This window comes from Mesorhizobium sp. M0678, from assembly GCF_040320505.1.
In the GTDB taxonomy this organism is placed as follows: domain Bacteria; phylum Pseudomonadota; class Alphaproteobacteria; order Rhizobiales; family Rhizobiaceae; genus Mesorhizobium.
This window is the reverse complement of record NZ_JAMYPT010000001.1, coordinates 151208-172535: the sequence shown is the minus strand read 5'-3', so window position 1 is coordinate 172535 and position 21328 is coordinate 151208. Positions and strand designations below refer to the sequence as shown.

Annotated in this window: 23 protein-coding genes and 2 tRNA genes; 5 read left to right on the top strand and 20 right to left on the bottom strand. The window is 61.5% G+C overall.

Annotated features, from left to right (window positions below):
• Window positions 1-263: 263 nt before the first annotated feature.
• From NKI29_RS00820 to NKI29_RS00805, 4 genes are all read right to left on the bottom strand, one after another.
• Window positions 264-1145: a DUF2497 domain-containing protein gene (locus NKI29_RS00820; protein WP_352795360.1), complete on the bottom strand. Its 882-nt coding sequence runs from the start codon at window positions 1143-1145 to the stop codon at window positions 264-266.
• 199 nt (window positions 1146-1344) lie between these two features.
• Window positions 1345-2736: a TolC family outer membrane protein gene (locus tag NKI29_RS00815; RefSeq protein WP_352795358.1), complete on the bottom strand. Its 1392-nt coding sequence runs from the start codon at window positions 2734-2736 to the stop codon at window positions 1345-1347.
• 186 nt (window positions 2737-2922) lie between these two features.
• Complete coding sequence (locus tag NKI29_RS00810; protein ID WP_352568867.1) at window positions 2923-3591, bottom strand: protein-L-isoaspartate O-methyltransferase family protein; 669 nt, start codon at window positions 3589-3591, stop codon at window positions 2923-2925.
• Window positions 3592-3680: 89 nt separating this feature from the next.
• Window positions 3681-3754, bottom strand: a tRNA-Cys gene (locus NKI29_RS00805).
• Window positions 3755-3971: 217 nt separating this feature from the next.
• Here NKI29_RS00805 and NKI29_RS00800 point away from each other — a divergent pair.
• Window positions 3972-4172, top strand: a complete 201-nt coding sequence (locus NKI29_RS00800) for a hypothetical protein (protein WP_156937330.1) — start codon at window positions 3972-3974, stop codon at window positions 4170-4172.
• A gap of 64 nt (window positions 4173-4236) precedes the next feature.
• On the opposite strand, the gene NKI29_RS00795 is transcribed toward NKI29_RS00800, so the two are convergent.
• Window positions 4237-4497, bottom strand: coding sequence for a hypothetical protein (locus NKI29_RS00795; protein WP_023676401.1), 261 nt, complete (start codon window positions 4495-4497; stop codon window positions 4237-4239).
• A 220-nt stretch (window positions 4498-4717) separates the two neighbouring features.
• Here NKI29_RS00795 and NKI29_RS00790 point away from each other — a divergent pair.
• Window positions 4718-4792: transfer RNA gene (locus NKI29_RS00790), tRNA-Asn, on the top strand.
• 292 nt (window positions 4793-5084) lie between these two features.
• Here the strand turns inward: NKI29_RS00790 and NKI29_RS00785 are convergent.
• The 14 genes from NKI29_RS00785 to NKI29_RS00720 form a co-directional block, all read right to left on the bottom strand.
• Complete coding sequence (locus NKI29_RS00785) at window positions 5085-5900, bottom strand: hypothetical protein (RefSeq protein ID WP_352795356.1); 816 nt, start codon at window positions 5898-5900, stop codon at window positions 5085-5087.
• A gap of 55 nt (window positions 5901-5955) precedes the next feature.
• Window positions 5956-6297: a hypothetical protein gene (locus tag NKI29_RS00780; RefSeq protein WP_352795354.1), complete on the bottom strand. Its 342-nt coding sequence runs from the start codon at window positions 6295-6297 to the stop codon at window positions 5956-5958.
• Between the two features lie 69 nt (window positions 6298-6366).
• Window positions 6367-6576, bottom strand: a complete 210-nt coding sequence (locus tag NKI29_RS00775) for an SGNH/GDSL hydrolase family protein (protein ID WP_352795352.1) — start codon at window positions 6574-6576, stop codon at window positions 6367-6369.
• On the bottom strand, window positions 6561-8765 hold the full coding sequence (locus NKI29_RS00770) for an SGNH/GDSL hydrolase family protein (protein ID WP_352795350.1): 2205 nt from the start codon (window positions 8763-8765) through the stop codon (window positions 6561-6563). The genes NKI29_RS00775 and NKI29_RS00770 overlap by 16 nt, the downstream gene beginning before the upstream one ends.
• Before the next feature lie 36 nt (window positions 8766-8801).
• Window positions 8802-9170, bottom strand: a complete 369-nt coding sequence (locus NKI29_RS00765) for a hypothetical protein (RefSeq protein WP_352795348.1) — start codon at window positions 9168-9170, stop codon at window positions 8802-8804.
• 66 nt (window positions 9171-9236) lie between these two features.
• Window positions 9237-10421, bottom strand: coding sequence for a phage major capsid protein (locus NKI29_RS00760; RefSeq protein WP_352795346.1), 1185 nt, complete (start codon window positions 10419-10421; stop codon window positions 9237-9239).
• Window positions 10418-11107, bottom strand: coding sequence for an HK97 family phage prohead protease (locus NKI29_RS00755; RefSeq protein ID WP_352795344.1), 690 nt, complete (start codon window positions 11105-11107; stop codon window positions 10418-10420). Before NKI29_RS00755 ends, NKI29_RS00760 begins: the two co-directional genes overlap by 4 nt.
• A 621-nt stretch (window positions 11108-11728) precedes the next feature.
• Window positions 11729-12202, bottom strand: coding sequence for a hypothetical protein (locus tag NKI29_RS00750; protein ID WP_352795343.1), 474 nt, complete (start codon window positions 12200-12202; stop codon window positions 11729-11731).
• A complete protein-coding gene (locus NKI29_RS00745; protein WP_352795341.1) occupies window positions 12186-12965 on the bottom strand; it encodes a helix-turn-helix domain-containing protein in 780 nt (259 codons plus the stop codon). The genes NKI29_RS00750 and NKI29_RS00745 overlap by 17 nt, the downstream gene beginning before the upstream one ends.
• Window positions 12966-12975: 10 nt before the next feature.
• The gene (locus NKI29_RS00740) at window positions 12976-13185 is read right to left on the bottom strand and encodes a helix-turn-helix transcriptional regulator (protein ID WP_352795339.1); all 210 of its coding nucleotides are present in this window, start codon (window positions 13183-13185) and stop codon (window positions 12976-12978) included.
• A 130-nt stretch (window positions 13186-13315) separates the two neighbouring features.
• The gene (locus tag NKI29_RS00735; RefSeq protein WP_352795335.1) at window positions 13316-14026 is read right to left on the bottom strand and encodes a hypothetical protein; all 711 of its coding nucleotides are present in this window, start codon (window positions 14024-14026) and stop codon (window positions 13316-13318) included.
• A complete protein-coding gene (locus NKI29_RS00730; RefSeq protein ID WP_352795333.1) occupies window positions 14023-14796 on the bottom strand; it encodes a site-specific integrase in 774 nt (257 codons plus the stop codon). Before NKI29_RS00730 ends, NKI29_RS00735 begins: the two co-directional genes overlap by 4 nt.
• On the bottom strand, window positions 14741-15298 hold the full coding sequence (locus NKI29_RS00725; RefSeq protein ID WP_352795331.1) for an integrase arm-type DNA-binding domain-containing protein: 558 nt from the start codon (window positions 15296-15298) through the stop codon (window positions 14741-14743). The genes NKI29_RS00730 and NKI29_RS00725 overlap by 56 nt, the downstream gene beginning before the upstream one ends.
• Before the next feature lie 737 nt (window positions 15299-16035).
• Window positions 16036-16929, bottom strand: coding sequence for a LysR family transcriptional regulator (locus NKI29_RS00720; RefSeq protein ID WP_352568868.1), 894 nt, complete (start codon window positions 16927-16929; stop codon window positions 16036-16038).
• 181 nt (window positions 16930-17110) lie between these two features.
• Between NKI29_RS00720 and NKI29_RS00715 the strand changes: the two genes are divergently transcribed.
• Window positions 17111-17761 (top strand): hydrolase, encoded by a 651-nt coding sequence (locus NKI29_RS00715; protein ID WP_352568869.1) that lies wholly within the window; start codon window positions 17111-17113, stop codon window positions 17759-17761.
• 433 nt (window positions 17762-18194) lie between these two features.
• Here the strand turns inward: NKI29_RS00715 and NKI29_RS00710 are convergent, their stop codons facing one another.
• The gene (locus tag NKI29_RS00710; protein ID WP_352568870.1) at window positions 18195-19064 is read right to left on the bottom strand and encodes a LysR family transcriptional regulator; all 870 of its coding nucleotides are present in this window, start codon (window positions 19062-19064) and stop codon (window positions 18195-18197) included.
• 83 nt (window positions 19065-19147) lie between these two features.
• Here NKI29_RS00710 and NKI29_RS00705 point away from each other — a divergent pair, with 83 nt between their 5' ends.
• Together NKI29_RS00705 and NKI29_RS00700 are read left to right on the top strand one after the other, a co-directional pair.
• Entirely contained in the window at window positions 19148-20221 is a 1074-nt protein-coding gene (locus tag NKI29_RS00705) for an alkene reductase (RefSeq protein WP_352568871.1), read from the top strand.
• A gap of 128 nt (window positions 20222-20349) precedes the next feature.
• Entirely contained in the window at window positions 20350-21321 is a 972-nt protein-coding gene (locus NKI29_RS00700; RefSeq protein WP_352568872.1) for an NADP-dependent oxidoreductase, read from the top strand.
• The last annotated feature ends 7 nt before the right edge of the window (window positions 21322-21328 follow it).

The following is a 21328-nucleotide window of genomic DNA, read 5'->3' as shown; positions in this document are numbered from 1 at the left end:
TGAATGTTGCGAGGCAATCGCTTCAGGTTTGCGCTGCCCCTCATTGCCCTGCCGGGCATTTCTCCCCGTATAGTGACGGGGAGAAAGACGCCTGTACTGAAGCTTTCGCCAGTCACGAACGTTGCGGAAAAGGCGCCTAAATTGCGGTCAACCCCTTCTCCCCGTCACTATACGGGGAGAAGGTGCCGGCAGGCGGATGAGGGACAGCGCCGACTTCGACAATTCGCCGGTCGAGCGCCGCCCATTGGCGGCTCTCCGAATTGCTACTGCGCGCCGCGCGCGACGCGCTCGATTTCCTCGCGCACCAGCCGCTCGACCAGCGTCGGAAGGTTGTTGTCCAGCCAGTCCTGCAGCATCGGCCGCAGCATCTCCTCGGCCATCTCGTCGAAAGTCTTCTTGCTGCGGCTGGCAAACGCGTCGGAAAGCTCGCCGAAGGCGGCGGCAACCTGCCGGCCCGTATGCTCCGAAAGGATCGCCGGCCGAAGGGACGGCGCCTCGCTGGCCGCCGGACGCGCCAATCCGATTTTCGAAGATTCCGGGCCGATTTTCGAAGATTCCGGGCCGGTTTTCGAAGGCTCCGGGCCGCTTTCCGAAGGCTCCGGCCCAATTTCCGAAGGCTCCGGCACAGGTCCAGCAGTCGCCTCGTTCTCGAAAACCTCGGCTTTCGGCTCGGCGTCCGGCGTCCGGAGTGGCTCGGCGCGCTCCGGCTTGGCCATCGCGTCGCCGACCGCGGCGATCTCGCGCCGCCAATCGGCGATGATGGTGTCGGTCGTCTCGGCAGCCTTGGCTGTCGCAGGCCGATCCGGCTTTGCGGGAGCGGTGTTCACCTCAGCCAGCGTCACCGCTGCCTTTACCGGGCCGGCGCGCAACGGCGTTTCCAGGCTCTCAATGACCGGCGCGGCCGTTGGCTGCACCTCGGCGCGCGTGGCCGGCTTGGCGATCTCCAGTCCGCCGCGCAGTTCGGAGCGGAACGCATCCCCCTCCGCTGCCCGTCCGGCTGCCGGCGCCGGTTGCAGATCCTGGCGCAGCTCGTCCGCGTCGCCCGGCTGCTTGCGGCCGGTATCGCTGTCCTCGATGATCCTTCTGATGGAAGCCAGTATTTCTTCCATGGAAGGTTCGCGCTGTACGCTGCTTGCCGTCGCCATCGTCACATCCGCCGCCCTTGTGACTCGTTCTCAGATTTCCTGTCCGGCAATGCCGGATTCGAATCATGGCAACAGCGTAACCGACGGAACGGCTTGCGAGAATCCCCAATCTGGCGACATCTCGGATTTCAACAGATTAGGGTCGGGAGTTGAAAGCCCGCGCGTCGTTCGAGCGCGGGCTGAAAACACGGCTTGGCGATCAGCGGCCGTCCGGCGTGCGCAGGCCGATCCACTTGTCCTTGACGGCGTTGTAATGCTCTTCGGGCCTGTACTTCGTCACATTGAGCGCAAGGCGGTCTGCCGACAAATGGCCAACCGCCGAGAGGATGGCATAGCTCGCCACCACCACGTCGCGTTCGGCGCTGACAAGATTGATCTTGGCAGTGATGAGGGTCGCCTGCGCATTGAGCACGTCGAGCGTGGTGCGCTGGCCGACATTGCGCTCTTCGATGACGCCGTTCAGGGCAAGCTGCGCGGCGGCGACCACCTGCCGGTTGGCCGTGACGCTTTGCTGCGCGGCGGTGTATTGCGACCATGCCGAGGTAACGGCCTGGCGCACCTGGTCGCGACTCACGTCGACTTCGATCCGCGCCTGGCTGAGCGATTCCTTGTTCTGGCGCACGGTCGCCGAGGTCCGTCCGCCGGAATAGATCGGCACGGTCAGTGTCGCGCCGATGTTCGCCGACGTCCTTGTGCCATCCTGCGATGCCCCAAGGACGCCCGGAACCGTGTTGCGATAGTCGCCGGAAACGCCGGCGCTAGCCGAAAGCTGCGGCAGCAGCGCGCCTTCGGCCGATTTAACCGAAAACGCCGCCGCGTCGACCAGGTGCTCGGTGGCGAGGATGGCCGGATGTTCGGCCGATGCGATCGCGATCGCTGCATCGAGGCTCGACGGCAACAGCTTCGACAGCGGCGAAGCCGGCCTGAGCCTGCCCGGCTCGTCGCCGACGATCTGGCGATAGGTCGCAGCGCTTGCCAGCGCCGTCGCGCGGGCGGCGCTCAACTGCGCCACCGCGGAGGCACGCTGCGCGTCGGCTTGCGCGACGTCGGTGCGGGTACCTTCGCCGACCTCGAAGCGCGAACGCGCCGCACGCGCCTGCTCGGTCAGGAACTGCAGGTTCTGTTCGGTCAGCACCGCGATCTGGCGGTCGCGGATGACGTCCATATAGGCGCTTGCCGCGTTGAAAAGGGTGTTTTCTTCGGTGTTGCGCAGGCTCTCGACCGAGGCGCTGACCCGCGCTTCGGCGGCCGCGACGTTGTTCCAGGTCTGAAAGCCGTCGAACAGGGTTTGATTGATCTGGACGCCAAAGTTGCCGGTAGTTATGCGCGCGGTTCGACTAGTACCATTGATATGGGTGCTGGTGTAGTCGATGTCCGCGGAACCGGTGATGGTCGGGCGCCAGCCGGACTTTGCGATTGCAACGCCCTCGTCGGTGACGCGAACGCCGGCGCGTGTCGAATTGAGCGAGGAATTGTTCTGATAGGCTTTTGAAAGGGCCCCGAGAATGGTTTCGGCCGAGGCGGCCATTGGAGACAGCGCTGTCGCCGAAACGAGGACAGCGGTAAAAAGCAACTTGCGTACAGACGGCACGTTATATTCCCTCATTCGTTTTGCACGGGAACTGCGCCACGCTGGCTTCTCCTTCTGATCAGCCGGCGCCGCGTTTTTTATCGTTCCCCCGCTGAAAGCCCCCAGAAACGCCCGGTTATGCAGATCAGCAACGATTGTTCAAACGCAAGCGATCATGACAGCGCCTTCGCTGCAAGGCAAAATCACTCAGAATTCGAAGGCGGGAATGCGTTCGAATCCCGGTAGTGGCTTAATTGCCGCATTAAATGCGCGTCTTCCCGTTACAACCCCTCCAGTCTTAAAAAAAAGCCGGGCTACGCCCGAATTGCCCTGCCCCTCCACGGCGACGAGTCGGCCGCCTTCGGCAAGCTGGTCGAACAGCGCCGCCGGCACCTCCCCGACGCTGCCGCCGATCAGGATGACGTCGTAAGGCGCCTTATCTGCGTGGCCTTGCGGCAGCGGCCCGTGGACCACGGTGACATTGCCGCAACCAAGTGCCGCAAGCGTCGAAGTGGCGGTCTCGGCCAGCGCCGGATCGCTTTCCAGCGCCACCACGGACCTTGCCAGCCGCGACAGGATCGCCGCCGCATAGCCGGTGCCGCAGCCGACATCTAGTGCCGAATCGCTTGGGCCGATATCGGCCAGCTGCATCAGCTTGGCCAATGGCGACGGTTCCATCAGATAGCGCGGACCATCTGCCGTATCGGCAATGCGGATGTCCTCGTCGATATAGGCAAGATCGCGCTGGCCGGCGCCGACAAAGGCCTCGCGCGGCACGACAAGCATCGCCTCGAGCAGCGGTGCGCTGGTCACGTCGGTGGTGCGGATCTGGCCGTCGACCATCTTCACCCGGCGTTCGGCAAAATCAGCGCTCATGTTCCAACCATCCGCTTGCCGCGCAAAGGCCGCGGCTGTTTCGACCGGAACTGAAGCCCCCTGGCGCTGACGCGCGGGAGCTCGGGCATTGGAGGCCTCGCCCGGAATCGAACCGGGGTGCAAGGATTTGCAGTCCTCTGCGTAACCACTCCGCCACGAGGCCTCATTGCTCCCGGCGTTCCACCCGGCTCCAATAGGTTGCGGCGAAAATGCCGTCAAGCGGCCACCATGCATTCCCAACGGTTCCTCGACATTCCATGCCCTGCCTTATCAACGCAATGCCCATGTTAGCAATAACATATTAGCTTATCGTTAAGCATGATTCTGGGCGACGGGAACCCGAAACCGGCGGCCACGTTGGGCAAGGAAGAGGCTCCGCCATGCGTCGAGCAGCTACGAAGGACGGCACGTCGCGCGGATTGTCGCAGTCTGCAGAGCTTGTGCGCTATGCCATCGACCGCCTCAGCATAGAAGGCGCAAACAGCCTGCCGCCGCGCGACCGGGCGCGGCTGGCATCGGCTACCGCCGTTCTCAAGGAGCTTTGCGAACGCCTGGAAAGCTGTTTCGACCAGCCTCGGTGAGGCCTGGACGGACCACGCCGCTCTCCGACATTTTGCCGGATACCGGCCTGTCAGCAGGGCAGTCTCAATCCGGCCGGCGCCGTCGCTCCCACCAGACGACGAAGCGGCGCCGGTGACGGCGCACCAATGCGAATTCGTAGGAGAGCACCAGCAATCCGATCGGCACCATCCAGAAACCCAGGATCGGCAGGAAGCCGAGAATGCCGCCGATGATCAGCACAACGCCGATCGCAATCCTGAGGCCGCGCGAGCGCGGCATGGTGAACTGGCGGCCGAAGACCGAGATTTTCCGGGCCGGTGGCTGTTCGTCGCTCATTGCCGTCATGTGAAATGTCGATCCGTTTGCATCAGTAGCACCATCAGCCGGAGAAAGCCGCAACGGCCTTTTCTGTTCCGTGACAGGCGAGAGACAGCTCATATGAGGGCGCTCGCCGGCCATTGCCAGCAAGCCCTGCGCCAAAAAGCACCGAAAAAATGCGAAATGCTTCTTTGCAAAGCCGAAACGGGTTTGCTATAGGCTGCCCCACTCACGCAAGAGCCTCTGTTCCCCGGTAGCTCAGTGGTAGAGCAACCGGCTGTTAACCGGTTGGTCGCTGGTTCGAATCCGGCCCGGGGAGCCAATAATTTCAAACACTTAGCATGATGCCAAAACCGGTGATTTTTCGGTTATGTACGGCATATGTACGCGGCGCGCCTTTGCTTGCCTGGAATCAATGCCGTGGCTGAAGCCGCCTGTTTCAGTGCTCTTCCCGTGAAATACACGGCAGGGGGTGCAAATCTGCACGGGCTAGTCGGGTCTGCAAATTTGCTGACCCGAAAAATGACAAAACCGTTCCGGGGGGTGGAACGGTTTTGCGCAGGGGCGGAAAGCGTTCCCGTGCGAGAACACTTTTCCGAATCCGGCCAATTTTCTCAGGTGGTTACACCGCCTGTTGCCCGTGAAACGTCTCCGCGTGTTTGTCGCTGACATTTCGCCACGCGGGCAATGTCGGCGATGATGAAGCGCAGCAGCGCCTCCTCGTCGTCAACGGACCATTTGCGGTGGACCTGGATCTTCACCTGGATGTCGGCAAGACTCCGCGCTGGAAAGCGGAACACTCGTTCGGCAGCCAGGTCGCAAAGTGCCAACTGGCGCCGAAAGGACTGGGTGGGCTTTGTGAACTCCGGGCGTCGCTCAATTGCTTCGCACTCCGCGCGCCATCTATCGAGTCGCGCCTTGTTCATGTCCTGATACTCACAGATGGCCGCAAAGTGTGGGTTGTCCCTGTTCATCTGATCCAGTCTCAAAGTTCGAAACGGCACGAAAAGCTCGCCCGGCGTTTTTATTTCCTCGGGCCTGGGCGGCTTTGCCGCAACGCACCCTCTTTGGGCGGCGGAGTGCGCCGGCAACGCTGCCTTATATTTTTTCCATTGCGCTTTGAAAGCCGCCTCGAGTTTCCGAAGCTTCGGATCAACCACATGGCGGCCGGCGGCGACCGAATTTTTCCCGGCAGGCTCGGCCTGAGAGACTGAGCTCCCAAGCGCGAACGCAATTCCTGCAACTCCCGCCGATCCTGCCATGACGGCGCGGCGATTGACGTGCTGGTTCATGAAACTCTCCTCCGGTAGCATCATCGCGGGACCGCTTCCCGCAGACGCATTCCAGGGCTTCAGGAGACGTTCGACGAGGCCCGGGCGCTGTGGATCGCGGGCATAAGCAGCAGCGGCTGATTTCATGGTTTCCGACATCTTAAGATTTCCTCGCTGTCGTTCATTGAGCCCAATTTGCTCAAAATGGTGATATTTACACCATTAACGGTAACGTCACACCCGATTTGATGTCAACTGAATTTGGTGATAAACACACCATATGAAGCCAGTTCAATGCCGAATGGGGCGTGCAGCCCTCAATTGGAGCACCCTCGACCTTGCCAAAGCGGCCGGCGTTGGAGGCAATACGGTCAACCGTTTTGAGGCCGGCCAGGATGCTCGCGTCAGCAGTGTCGACAAGATGCGCGCCGCCCTCGAAGCGGCCGGCGTCATCTTCGTCGCAGAGAATGGCGAGGGTCCAGGCGTGCGGCTTAGGAAGCATCGCTAAGGCGTAGGTGACTTGACCTATGACAGCGCTTTTCGGGATGGCGTCCACTTTTCGCCGATCGGCTATCAGTATTGGACCCGCCCTGGTCGAGCAAGCGATCGGCTTGGTACTCGCCCGCTAGTTCACGAACAGGCCGCGACGAACCATGTCCCGAAGGCTACCAGCAACGTAAGTGGCATAGCGCAAGGAACCGGCTGCATTGGGATGAAGCTCGTCGCCCATGTACAGCGTCGATGTCATATAGCCGATGCCGCTTTGGGATATGTCGACGTACCTGACGCCGAGCGCCTGACACACTTCGCGTTCGGCCTTCATGAACTGGTCCATCGTGTTGCCCTGCCCGTTGGTACGGCCAAGGCGATGGGTCGCGTGGCCAGGGCCACGCTGTAAGTGCCGAACACGATGATCTTGGCACTCGGTGCCCGTGTGCGGATGTCGAGAATGGCCTTCCATATCGAGCCGTAGTGCGTGGCATAGGTCGTGTCGCCGAAAGCACCCAAAGGCGTTTCCTGCGCACCAAATGCATTCGGACCCGGCTCCAAGGTCACAATCTCAGCGTCCGTAGGCATGGTGGCGATTGGCGCGGACATGCCGTAGCTCGCGTACCCGGTGGTGCTCAAGCCCAGAGCCGAACCGCTGACGCCGATGTTGGTCAGCACCATGCCTGTCTGCCCGGCAAGCAGCGTTGCATAATAAGCACCGATGGTGATGCTCGATCCGATAGCGGTCCACTTCTTACCGACCAGAGCAGCGGAGCCGTCATCATAGGGGTCGCCGCCAAGGTTGGTCGGGTCGGCCAGTAGACCGAGATAGAGGGCAGCATCGGCAACGACCGTCAGACCAGCACTCTTAGTCCAGCCGACAGTAGAAAGGTCTTCGGCGGACCCGAATACGTTCGGGCCTCCGTTGAGGCTGAAAGATGATCGCTGAATATAGAGGCCCGACACCCCATCACCGACGTAGGGTTGCGTCCCTGTATCTTTGAAAATGCGGTGCTGCCAATTGGAGGACGCCGAGGCCGAAGCGGTCGCCTCGACGCGGCACCGGTACCAGCCGTTTCCGAGCGCCGTACAGCTTGAGCCGGTGACAGCCGCACCACCCTGAGCAACCGTTCCTAATTCCAGATCGAAAGTGCAGTCAATGAGAGCCGCACTATTCGAGAACAGGTTGAGGCGCTTCCGCTCCGCGCGCTTGGCGGTAACTTCCCAAACAATGAGGTTTCCGGCGACAACTGACTTCGCTTGGTAGATCGACGGGCTTCCCGAAACACCCGGCTCAACGACCTTCGATGCGGTCATGCGCCCGCTGACGATCACGTCAAGTTCGTCAACGAGCGGCGGGAGAGTGACTAGAGCAGGCTCGTTCGGGTTTGTCGTTGTGGTGACTGTCACATTTTGCTTTGTAAAGGCGGCGTTTGCGGGATCGCTGCTCGGGAACAGGTTGGCCATCAGCCCCTGCTTGCGCAGGACGATGCTTCGGACATACATCCCGCTCGCGCCGTCGCCGGTGTACGGAAGTGCACCAGAGGCCGACATTCTGGCCTGCACGTTGTTCGTAACGTTTGCCGCGACAAGAACGACAGCCTTGCACTCGTACCAGCCGGAACCCAGGTCCGTGATGTCGGCGCTAACGAGGTTTGCGCCAGAGGTGCTCGAGACTGCACCTTCTTCGAGATTGAAGTTGGCCGTGTAGGTGGCACCTGCGCCAGCGTGGGTAAGCTGAAGGGAGCCGCGCTCCGCAGCTTTTGCAACGACGAGGTGCTCAATCGTATCGCCAGCCACGAAGGAATAAGATCGGTAGACGGACGGGCTGACCGACCCGGCCGCCTCTGTGAGCCTGGCGGTGGGTACGCTGAGTCCCTCGAGCATGGCGACGATCTCCGCCTTCGCATCCGACTGGTCGATGCGAGCGGCAAGTGCTGTCACCGTCGAATTGATGGCATTTGCCGAGGTCGTTCTGACGAAGGTGAGAACTGTCGTGCCAACGGTGATAGGCGCCGTCGTCTGCATGGCCCAGGTCTCGGCCGCATGCGTGCCCGCATCTACGTCGAAGCGCGCGCCGACCAGCTCGTCCGCCGTATCCAAGTCTGCCGAGCGAGCTGCGGCGCCAGATATAGGCACAACGTAGACGCCATTCTGCGACCCGGTCGTTTGTCCCGTCAGTGCGACGCGATCGCCGGTCACCAACGTAAGCCCATCCAAGGTGTCGCCATTCTCAAGTGCAGACGCGATGACGACGTCGGTCGTCATTAGTATGCGAACAGACTGCTTTGCAGGCTTGACGCCTGCCAGAGCGAGCGCCTCTACCTCATCGACGCGTGTGTCGAGAGCATCAACCTCCGCAGGCAATCCGCCGATGGCGTCGTCCACCGCATCTAGGCGGGTGTCGAGACCGTCTACGGTTGCTTGAATAACTGTGCCAATGCCACGGATTTCTGACTTCTGCGGCCATGTTGGGCTGGAGGTAGGTCCGTCAGCATAGACGGTATTGAAGGCATCCCGAACTTCATTCGCCATTGTTGCACCTGTCATCATTGCTTGAGGGGCAGCCCATTAGTTCAGTCCTTTCGCCCGGGGAGCGACGCCCGTGCGGCGGCGCTGGAACTCGTCGGCGAGGATCAGACATGTGCGGCGCCATAGATATTCCGCCAACATTGACCGGCGCACCAGCAACGCTTGCGTCTCGGTCTCGATCTCATCTTGGACTGCATCGATCGCGATCGCCTTCACCTCGTCGAATGTGCGCCGGGCATCGAGTGCAACCGTCTTCAGACCGTCGAGACTGAGGTGGGTCACGCGGTTCGGCATCTCCTCGATGTCGTCGAGTTGCTTCGGTGTTGCCATAGCGCGCGCCAGACGGTCGTATTCAGCGTGTGGATCGGCTGCGAGAGCGCGGTGGTCATCAAGTTCAGGCAGTTCCATGTCCGGCGGTTCCTTCTGGTGGTGGCAAAAGGCGGGCCAATTTCAAGGCCCGCCACTGGCATCCTATCAGGAGGCCGATACTTTCAGCAGCTTAATCGCCTCGCTGTTGCTGAGGCCGCCGCCGACGCGCTTGTAAGTGTAGAACAAAACGTGCGGCTTTGCCGTGTAGGGGTCGCGTAGCGGCCGCATTCCAAGGCGGTCGATGATGGTGTACCCGACCTTGAAATCGCCGAAGGCAATCGGGAACGCGCCGGCGCCGACCGCAGGCATGCCTTCATCAAATTCGACGGGACGGCCGAGCAGCGAGTTTTGCGCGCCGGCGGTCATCGCGCTGCGCCACAGGTAGTCACCGTTGCCATCTTTCAGCTTGTCGAGCGCGTTCGCCGTCGTTGATGCCATCAGCCAGCTCGAGTTGGTGCGGTAGCCGGCTTTCAGCGACCAGTAGACGTCTCTCAGGCTGTCGGCCAGCACCGCCGTTGCGGCGCCGGAAATGACATGCTGAAGCACTCCCCAGTCGCGCGTGGCGTCACTTGTGGTGACGCTGGCGGCGGCATAGCTCATGAAACCCCGGGGCTTCTTGATGCCGTCGCCGGTGACGAAGGCAGCGCCTTCCGAGCGGGCGAACTTGTCGGCGATCTTCCCATCGATCCACTGGCCAATGTTCAGATAGCTGGTGTCCAGTAGCTTTTGGGTCACCTTCTGAAGCGCGTAGATCTCATTCAACGGGATCGTCAGAAGGCCGAGCGAGCCGGAATCGGTTTCCGGACGAGACTCGGTTTCGCCCACCCACGTCCCGCCTATGTCGGACGGGTCGACCGGCTCTTCCCAGCTGTCGGCCGCGTCGAGCGTGATGACGCGGGAGAGACGGCGCATCGGGGTTGCATCGAAGAGGCGCTTCATCATCGTTTCGGAGCGCTGCGGCATGACCACATACCCGCCCTGGGGATCGGTGCCGACGGAATAATCCTTCAGCTCATTCTCGAGGCCGGCCTTGATGTAGGCGCCGATCGCCTTGTGCTCGGTCTGAAGATCCTTTTCGTCGCCGAGACCGATCTGGCCGCCGCCGCCGAGCCGCGACCGATTGAACTTCCTCTCGATCTCGGTCGCCCAGCCATCGAACTTTTTCACCTCTTCGGCGAGCTTTTTGACTTCGTCGTGATGACCGGTGAACAGTGTCTTCAGCTCGACTAGCGGGTCAGGTGCTTCCTTGGTTTCCAGCCGCAGTCCGGCCAGCTTGAGGGCATGCATCATTTCGAGGATCCTTTCAGGTCCAGAATTGCAGATTTGACCGCCGCGGCGAGGTCCGCCACGGACTGTTGGTTTTCGTCGGAGAGTGCCGGCCAGCCGCCGCCGGCGAGCTTGCGCGCCGCCGCCTTGGCAAAGCCGATTTCATGCAGGAAGGTTTCGAAGTCGCGCCGGCTGGTGACATCGTCGGCGGATTTCACATCGGTGATCCTGGCCTTGCCGTTGGACGGGATCGCTACCAGGGAAACCTCCCAGAGGTCGAGGTCCTTCAGATGGCGGACGCCGTCACGGCCGACCGACGCGCCGCCCGGGTTGACGAGGAAGCCGATCGACAAGCCCGAAATCGCATCCTGCTTCACCAGGCTGAGCGCTTCGCGCCCGGCTTGGGTATCAAGGTTTAGCCGGCCGGACATTTTTAAGCCGTAATTATCTTCCGAAACCCGGTCCCAGACGCCGATCGGCTTGTCCATGCGGTGCGAGAACAACATGACGGGGCGGGTTCCATCCGCCTGGTGCCTTGCCAGAGTGGCCGTGAAGGCTCCGCGATCGACGATGTCACCGTGGAGATCACGGACGCCGAATACGCTCCCGTAGCCGTCGATCGCGCCTCGATCGGACGCAAACTTGACCTCGACGGGTGCGGCAATGAACCGTTCCGTCGATTCCTTCAGGTAAAGTTGGAAGTCGCGCATCAGGCGCACCTCAAGCGGGGGTTGAAACAAGGGGTTTCGACCTGTTGCCCGGCATAGCACCGGCGCTTTGAGGTGCGTGCCTTGGCGGTTTCGCCAACAGCGCGCGGATCGGAAACTACGCATCGTCCGTCTCCACGTCAACCGCAGGTGTGGATAACTCCGTCTGCGGCGCAGCCTTCGGCAAGGGTCGGCCGTCGCGGCCGATGCCGAATCGCTCGAGCTCGCCAGCTGCGACCCGTGCCCTCAGATCGGCGAGTTCCTGCCGGGCTGCAGCGTTGTAGCTGTTCGAGTAGCGGCGCCGGCCCTCCGCTCGGCATGCCTGGCTGCATCGCGTCGAAGGCTTCCGCCGCCCAACCTGAACCGCTTGGAATTCATTCCCGCAGACGGCGCAAGTGATCAAAACAAGCCGTCGAGGGACGGTGGGAATTAAATGATCAGTTGAGCCTGGCTGTGTCATGTGTGACTGCCTTTTAATCAACCTTTTCAATAGCTTGTCGATACCCATGTTCGGCTCCTTGGCCACACTCATCCAAAAACGCGCCATTCGAAGGAAAAAACCTCTGAATGACCCCCAAGCGGTTACGGGCCCCTCGGCGCTGTAGAGATTTGACCCGCCCCCCTTCAGGTGCGGTCCGGAATGGCGGCGAGCGCGCCCGGATCGTATTTCTTCCGGATCTCCTCGATCTCGTCGGCCTCGGCCATCGGCTTCAGGCTCTCGTGGAATGCGCGATGCAGAGCAGCCACGCGGGCGCGTTGCTCTGGCGAGTGCACGACGTCGGGGAGCCGTTGTTCCCGTTCGCGTTGCCGCTGTGCCGCTCTGGCCAACTCGGTTGCCCGAACGTCCAAAGCAGCGTTGCATTGGCGACGGAGCTCTGGCGGTGCCGGGAAGAACGCGTGCCCAAGTGCGTCCTTCAGGATCGCCTTAACGGCCATCGCCAAATCATCGAACATCACGCCTTCTATGGCGGTTTCGTAGGCGGCGAACTCAATCTCGGGGTTGCTCGACAGCCTCTTGGGCAGGCAGGACAGGGCCACCAGTGCCCCGGCGAGATCCTGCTTTGTCACGGCGCGCTGACTATCAATGTTCGATGACATGGCCGTCTCCAGCGATGGTCGGGGAAAGTTCGCCCTGGCACAGGGCAAACAGGCCGTCTGGCGCGCGGGGTGCTGGCAGGGCTCGCCGCTGCGGTGCATGGTGCCGATCGAGGGCGTTGCGCACCCAATTGCGCCAGGTGGCTTGCCAGTCGCGCTTAACGCCACGCTGCCCAGGCGCCGCCCTCCAATGATCGAAGAACCGTTCTCGCTCTCGGCTCACGTCGGCAGGGGACATGCCCTGTCCCGTGGCCCATGAAACGTCGGGAGCGAAGTTGTCGGGCAAGCGGCAAGCCCGCACCGGCAGGCACGCCTGTTTCTCTATATCCTCGCTAGAGGATCGTTCTAAGTAAGGGTCGTTCTTATGTCCCCACGTGGGAGTGGGGTGCCTCCCCACGTGGGAGTGGGGTACCACCCTATCTGGGAGTGGGGTGGGGGTGGCGGTTTCCGCTGCCTCGTCAACCATTTCGGCCGGCGGGTCGCGATCCATCGCGACTTGGTACTGGCTCGCCAATTTCGCCCCGTTCGGCGCGAAACGGTCGCGCTTTCGGAGGTACCCAAGCTTCGCCAACTGCCGAACGGCGTTTTGCACACTGCCCGGCGTCGAGCCGATTTCGTTCGCCAGCGTGTTCTGCTTAACGATGCACCAGCCATTGCTATCGGAATGGGTTCCAAGTGCCGTCAACACATGCAGTGCCAAGCGCGACAGTCGGTTATCGAAAACCGCATCAGCCGGGATGATCGAATAGCGCGGACCTGATGACATCGAGCCGGTCTTACGCAGCTACCTGGTCGCGTTCGGCAACCGCTTTCTCAATCACAGCGACAAGTTCATCACGACGCCAGCGGTTCGTGCTAGCGTTCATCTTCAGCGGGCGCGGATACCGGCCTGCATTGATGCCCCGCCACAACGTCGAGCGGTGAATGGGACTATTCTCGCCGCCGATGATCCGGCACGCGGTCTGTTCGTCAACCAGGTCAATCATCTCATCTTCCTCACATCACAACGATGCGCGGAAGTTCAGACAGTCGCGGCGTGTGGCGTAGGGAAGAATACAAAGATATTTAGAGCGCGAATTTTGTTCGCATTATCCCCTTGCCATCCGCTACACGAAGTCAGGCAAGGCTTTTGACCAGTTGAGCGGCTGCAGTTTCGTCGAGCAGTCCCCGGCTGTTTAGGGTTATCCCCAACTCTTTATCTGCGAAAATCAGTAGCGGATTTGTGGCATCGCGCACGAACCTAGCCGCCGGCCCGCCTTCGGTTCCCTTTCCCGACGGTTTCCCGGTCCAGACGGTCCAGAAGCACATCACCTGCGACACAAAGGCCGAAAGAGCGACGTGCTTGGGCTTCCGCAGATGATCGTTTGCCTGCCAGGCCTGCATGCACTCACGGACGAAATCCTCATCGGCGACAATCTCGCCAAGCAGCTCGTCAAGGACAGCGTGCTTGTAGATTGCATCGCCCGAGACGAGGCGCGTGCCGAGTAATTCGCGGCCGAAGTAAGCGGTGGCAAAGTCCTGTCGATAGCTGTTGGGCGACCGGAGCAATCTCTGCAGCCGCCGAGCCAAGTTCGCGATCTGGGCAACGTCGCTCAACTCGGCGGACGGGGCGACTGCCCTCGCCACCTGTTCTTTCAGAGCTTCACTAGCCGCCCATTCTATCATGCTCGCGATGTAGCCTTCCTTGTCGGCTCGAAACCGATCGGCATCGGGAAACCAGATGAGGCGCGCCCAATCGCTAGGGAGCGCGTCCAACCAAGTCGGCTCGGGCACCGCGTTTGCGATCGCCGCTCGCTCGGTGGGTGAAAGGCGGAATTCCGGCATCATCGCCGCCCGCCACGAATAGCGACCACCCGGGCCGGCGCTGGCGCGAGTATTCCGGCAAGGCGCGCGGCCCAAAGTTCCAGCGCCTCACGCTTTTCGCGGGCATAATCATACCGGGCATAGACGCGACTGGTGATGGATGCTTTTGTCGCGGAAATGTGATTGAGCACGTGGCCGATAACAAAAGGGGAAATGCCGATCTCTTCCATGTGCGTCGCAGCGGTGCGACGCAGATCGTGCGGCGTCCAGGATGCAACGCCCATGATGGCGGTCGCGTTGCGCTTCGTCGTCTCTTCGCGCTTCACAGCCTTTGCAATTGCGGCGCCGGTCACAGCAGCTCGGGCGCCTGGTCCTGGGAAGACGAACGGTGAAACTTCCCTGCCCTTGCGGTCGGCGAGCGCCTCTGCGTCCGCGAGTTGCTCATTGATGATGTCGATCGCCGAGTTTGAGAGCGGAACTAAGTGGTCGCGTTTGTTCTTGGAGCGGGCCGCCGGGATCTTCCAAACCTTTTCGTCAAGGTCGATCTCATCGCGGGTCATGCCGGAAACCTCGCCAACGCGCTGCGCCGTAACTAAACACAGACGAATAATGCGCCGCGTCGATTCGCGCGCGTCGGCCTTGGCCAGGGCTGCCCACATGGTTCGGATTTCATCGTCAGACAGCACGCGGTCGCGCTCTGTCGTTTCGGTCGGCCGGCGCATACCTTCGACAAGGTTGCTATCGAGGTCGCCACGTCCCCTCGCCCACCCGCACCATTGCGCGAACGTCTTCAAACAGACGGTTTGCCTCGATATGCGCGCCGCGGTCCTTGACCGTGTCGATGCATTTGGTGATGTCGCGACGGTGCAGTTCGGACAGTTTAATTTCGCCGATCACGTCCTTGACGTTCTTACGCAGTCGCCGGGCTATCTCGTCGCCGCTGCGCTTCGTCGAGGCATGGCGGGCGATATAGTTGTCCACCATGTCGGCAACGGTCTGCGAAGCCGCCAAAGCACGTTTCTCGACAAGCGGGTCCTGACCCTCCCCGATACCGCCGCGCCCGGCTCTGGCCTTCTCCCGCGCTTTGCCAAGCTTCATTTCGGGATAGCGGCCGATCTTCATACGAGCCCGCTTTCCGTCCGTCGGCCTCGTATAATTGAGATAGAAGGTCTTAGCGCCACCTGCTGATGCCAGGAGCGAAAGACCCTTTACCACAGTATCGAAAAACTCCACCTGCAAGCCGCTCGTTGGCTTCGCCGTCTGACAGAAACGGTCAGAGAGTTCAATTTTTGGCATACTCACCCCCGACCAACCGGTTTTCCATTATGTACGGCTTTATGTACGCCAGTACGCGCGCTTTGTCGATACACGTTGCGACAACTCGCAACGATAAGCACGCCTCTATCCCATATGGATCAAGGGTTTCAGGTGTTTCACGCTGTCGCAACGCATTGCAGCAAGACGCGAATGAAAGCCTCTGTTAACCGGTTGGTCGCTGGTTCGAATCCGGCCCGGGGAGCCACCGCCTCTTCTACGCCATAGCGCGATATTGCGCGCCAGCGTGCAATTTCTCCCTACGCGTCGATCTCGATAGTCCTGCCTCCAGAGTGTCAGAGCATCGAGGACCGATGAAATCAGGCGTAGAATAGCAGGGCTCGCCCGCCCACGCCTATTCGGCGGCTACCGCGCGGAAATACTGATGACCGGCGGCTTCGCGCCCGAGTGCGCCGTTCAGTTCGCCGCGGCGGCGTCCGAACGTTGCCGCCCGTTATTACTTGCCGTCGCTGCCTCAACGACAGCAGCTTACAGACGGGCGCGAGGTGTTCGTGGACGGCGGATTGCATAGCTTTGAGCCTGCGCGCGCGAGGCGTCGCTGGGACAAAGCGGAGAGGCCTCGCGCCAGATCTGCACAGGCAAGATCTCAACGCCTACTCGGTTGAACATGATCCGCGTGGACGTCGCGCCTGCGGCGTTGCCTGGAGAATTTACCCCCGTGCCTCCTGCCGGTGGGGAGGCTTCGCACCGTTCGTGTCCTAGTTGTCAAGACCCCAAAGATCCGTGTTCCGTTTGAAGTACTCAATTAGCATCTCGGTGAGCACCCGCACTTTCCGCGTGGGATGCTGACCCGGCGGTCGGACGACATACGCGGCCCCTGGAGGTACCGGATAGCGTGTCATGATCGGGACCAGCGCGCCGGAGGCCACATATTCATGTGTGATGCAATCGGGGAGCCAGGCGATGCCGAGACCTGCCGCCGCCGCGGCGGCAAGCGCCGTGGCGCTATCGGCCTTGAACCTGCCCTGCGGCTGGACCGTAACAATCTTGCTGCCATTTATGAACTGCCAGGCTTCCGTTCCCTGCATGAGGGCCTGATGGGTGACGAGTTCGTCCAGAGTCTCGGGTGACCCGTGCACCTCGATATAATCCGGGCTTGCGACAAGCTTTCCATGGATCGGCCCGACGCGCTTCGCGATCAGGTTGGAGTCTTGAAGGTAGGCGCCCCGGATCGCGCAATCGAAACCTTCTGCGATGAGATCGACGAAGCGATCGCTGTAGGAAGTATGGATGTGAAGCTTCGGGTGCAGACGCGCCATTTCCGCGAGCACGGGGGCGAAGTGGGTCGCGCCGAAAGTAAGCGGCATGGCAACCCTCAGGCGGCCGCGCAGCTCACCGGTGGGGAGGATCGTTTCCCGAGCCGTATCGATCTCTGCGCTGGCCCGGGCCGCATGGTCTCTGAACGCGATTCCCGCTTCGGTGAGCGCGGCGCCGCGGGTCGTTCGTGCAAGAAGCTGGACGCCAAGTTCCGCTTCAACCCGAAAGAGCCGCCGACTGACGATTGACTTGGAGACGCCGAGCCGGCGCGCGGCGGCCGATACGCCCCCTGCATCGGCCACTGCGACGAATGTCCGTAGATCTTCGATGTCCAATTCAGCGTTCCTCATTTCGCGACACAGCTTGCCTGATTATGGCACTACTGCATCACCAAAAGGAACGGCAAATTGCGTCCAGGCAACGTCGCCCGCTGGCGCATGTCTCCCGTGAAACCCATTGCCGTCCATAGCGGCAGAGAAAGATTGCCGTCCATGGCGGCAGAGAAAGGAAGTCTTGATGACCCCTCGCAACGGCCTTGATTCGCTTCTTCGTCCTGAAGACTCGGTACTCGTTCTGATCGACCACCAGCCTTACCAACTCGCGAACCTGAACAGCCACGATCCGCAAGCTGTGGTCAACAACGCGACCGCGCTGGCGAAGCTAGCAAAAGCCTTCAATGTTCCGACCATTCTCACCAGCGTGATCGCGGGTCGTGGCGGCATCCTCTTCAAGCAGATCACTGACGTCTTCCCGGGGCAGGAAGTGATCGACCGGACTTGGGTGAACGCCTGGCAGGACGAGAAGGTGGTGGACGTGGTCAAGGCGACCGGCCGCAAACAACTGGTTATCGCAGGCCTTTGGACCGAAGTCTGCGTCGCGATGCCTGTCATCCAAGCCCTCGGCGAAGGCTGGGACGTGTCCGTGATCACCGATGCGTCGGGCGGCGTTTCGACCGAGTCCCACCAGATCGCCATCCAGCGGATGATCGCGGCTGGCGCAAACATGATGACCGTGATGGCGCTCGCTGGCGAATGGCAGCGCGACTGGGCGCGCACCGAGCATGTCGAAGAGCTGACCGAGATTCTCATCCAGCACTTCGGCGGCAGCGGCATCGCCTTCCTGTGGGAGCAACAACTCCTCAAGACGCCTGTGCCGAGCGAAGGCTGATTCGGGCCGGGATGGCGAGCATTTCGGTGAGGGTCGGAATCGATCCGTTTGCCGGCCCTCGCCATCTCACCTCACAGGGAAGCCTTGTGATGCCGAACCCACCTTCACGAGCAGTCGCTCGTCGCACATCCTGGATAGATAGCATCGGGGATGCCGATGGCCGTGAGTTCAGCCGTGCGCACCTCGCCCCGCCCTCGCGGTAGAGCGATGGCCCGCTCCCTGAGCGTCGGTGTCGGCCCGCCGGCGAGGCGTAGGGCTTCTGCGCCGTCCGGTCACGTTTGCGCATTTTTGGCGACTCTGGTGCATTCTGGTGTAGGGGTATGGCAAATTCGTATTTCTCAGCTTCATCGACTCCGGCGAGCCATCGCCTTTTCTACGCCAAGTCGCGATTTTGCACGCCGCCGTCCGACTTTTCTCCGCGTAACGATCTGGTTCAAGTTTCCACCAGCCTGGCGGACAGGAATTCGATGAAGCGCTGGGTCTTGGCTGGAATGAGGCGCGTTTCGGTGACGGCGTGAATGCTGACCGACGATCCCTGCCATTCGGGCAGGACACGCCGGAGCCTGCCCGAGGCCAAATCTTCGGCGACGATCTTCTCGGCAAGCAGGGCGATGCCCTGGTGGTCGACCGCCAGGGCGCGGATCATCCCGACGCTGTTGACTGTGAAGCGGCCTCCAACCTCGACTTCGACCTTGTTCATCCCCTGATGCAGGGTCCAGATCTTCGGCATGCAGATGCATTCATGCTCCGCCAGATCCGCCGGTGTCGCCGGCTCGTCGGACGCTTCGATGTAGCCAGGAGACGCATAGAGGTGGCGCGCGTGGCGCCCGATCAGGCGAGCGATCAGGCTGGAGTCTTCCAGCTCGCCGATGCGGATCGCTACATCGAACGGCTCGGCCACCAAATCGACGCGGCGCGGGGTCAGGTCGAACTCGAAGGTGATGCCGGGATAGTGCCGCGCGAAATCGACGATGATCGGCGTCAGGTAAAGCGTGGCGAAGTCGACCGGGAGCGAGACCCGCAGGACACCGCTCGGCTGCTCCAGCATCGCGCCGAGCTGCTCGTGTGCGAGCCGTGCCTCGTCGACGATGCGTTTGCTTCGTTCGTAATAGAGCTGGCCGGCCTCGGTGAGCTCGATCTTGCGCGTCGTTCGATGCAGAAGCCTCAGGCCGATCGCCTTCTCCAGCGCGCTGATACGTCGCGACAGAGTCGAGTTGGGCATGCCCAGAGCCTCAGCCGCCTTCCGGAAGCTCCTCGCTCTCGCCACCTCCACGAACAGCGCCATGTCGTTCAAGTGGCTCACGCTATTGCTCCATATTTGGAATATTGATTTCACTTTTGCCGGATTTATCCCGACATTGGAATAGTGGACAAGCGCTCCAGCAAATGGAGATCCCAATGAGTCCCTTATTCACCCCTGTCCGCGTCGGCCGCTACACTCTGCCTAACCGCCTCGTCATGGCCCCGATGACCCGCAGCCGCGCCGGCTTCGACGGTACGCCGGGCGAGCTGGCCACCGAATATTATTCCCAGCGCGCCGGCGTCGGCCTGATCGTCACCGAAGGCACCCAGCCCTCGGATGACGGCCAGGGCTATCTCACCACCCCCGGCATCTACACGCCCGCCCATGTCGCCGGCTGGCGGAAGATCACTTCTGCCGTGCACGACAAGGGCGGCCACATCTTCATCCAGCTCATGCATGCCGGGCGCATGTCGCATCCCGACAATACGCTGCATCACTGCCAAGGGGTCGCGCCGTCCGCGATAGCGCCGGGGACGGGTATGTTCACCATGACGGGGATGCAGGACATTCCCCCGCCGCGCGCGCTGACGACCGAAGAGGTGCGCCAGACGGTCGCCGATTTCCGCCATGCCGCGCGCTCGGCGGTCGAGGCCGGCGCCGACGGCATCGAGATTCACGGCGCGAACGCCTACCTGGTCCAGCAGTTCTTCGCGCCCAGCGCCAACACGCGCACGGACGAATATGGCGGGTCGATCGAGAACCGAGCGCGCTTCGCCATCGAAGTCGCCACGGCGATCGCCGAGGAGATTGGCGCGGACCGCACCGCGATCCGCCTGTCACCCGGGACGACGATATGGGGGATCGACGAAGGCGCCGAGGGGCCGGACCTCTACCGCTATCTGGTCGCCGAACTCGACAAGCTCGGGCTCGCTTACGTGCACATCATGCACCAGGGCGACGAGGCGCTGCTGGCCGATATCCGCAAGCTCTGGCACCAATCGCTGATCCTCAATCGGCCAAGTCGTCCGCGTGACCAGATCGGCGCCGACGTAGCTTCGGGGCTGGCCGATCAGGAGTCCTACGGCCAGATGGTCCTGGCCAATCCGGACTTTGTGGAACGGTTGAAGACCAATGCGGCGCTGAATGCGGCAGTCCAAGCCACTTTCTATGGTGGCACCGCCCTGGGCTACACCGACTATCCTGCTTTGAGCGCGTAAAGCGAAAGCAAGTAAATCCCCAAGCGACAGCAGCCGAATAAACATTTCTCACCCGATGTGGACTGCATACTTAGAAGTTCTTCTTGAGAGATTTCAAACTATATCGTCCCACAGGAAGGATAAACCCGATGAATGACTTCAAAAGCGCCCCCCGCCGGTCTGAACCGCTTGGCTCCGGCCGGGCCCTACGTCTTCAAGCATATGGCGGCACAGAGAGCTTGAAAGTCGATTGGCTATCCGCCCCAGAGCCTGGTCCCGACCAAGTGCTCGTCCAGGTCAAGGCTGCCGGAGTAAACGGAATCGACTGGAAAATCCGTGAAGGCTACGTCCGCGACAAGTTCAAGTTATCTTTGCCCGCGACGCTTGGCATCGAAATGGCGGGGGTCGTGCTGCGGACCGGCTCCAACGTCGAAGGCGTGAGGGTCGGAGACCGGGTCATGGCCGCGCTGGGTGGCCTGGGCGCTTATGCTGACCACTTGCTGATAAATGCCGAAAAACTTGTCAAGACGCCTGCGGTCCTGTCAGACATTGACGCAGCGGCAGTACCGGTGGCGGCGATGACGGCATGGCAAGTCCTTCAGGTCGCCGATTTCAACCTTCGGGGGCGGCGGGTGTTGATCCACGGCGCGGCTGGCGGGGTGGGCAGCTTCGCTGTCCAGTTCGCCAAGACGGCTGGAGCGACCGTCTATGCTACAGCCTCAACCAAGAGCGTGGCCCATGTCCAAGCCTTGGGCGCTGACGAAGTGATCGATTACCAGAAACAGAACTTCGAGGTTCTTGCGAGCGACATTGACCTTATCGTCGATCTTGTCGGGGGCCAGGTCTTAGACAAATCTTGGTCGGTCCTATCGCCTGGCGGCGTCCTTGCCAGCATCGCTGCAACTGATGTGGTTTCGCGCGCCCCGGCAGGCCGTCATGGCATCTGGTTGTCAGTCAAACCTGACACCGCGCGCCTAGCCACAATCGCTCAAGAGATCGCTGACGGCTCGCTGCGGTCCACGATTGCAGAAGTGGTCGGCTTCGACGATCTGGCATCCGCGATCGAGCGCAATCGCACCGGCCACGCTCCCGGAAAGATAGTCTTAGACCTCACCAGGTGACTGCAGC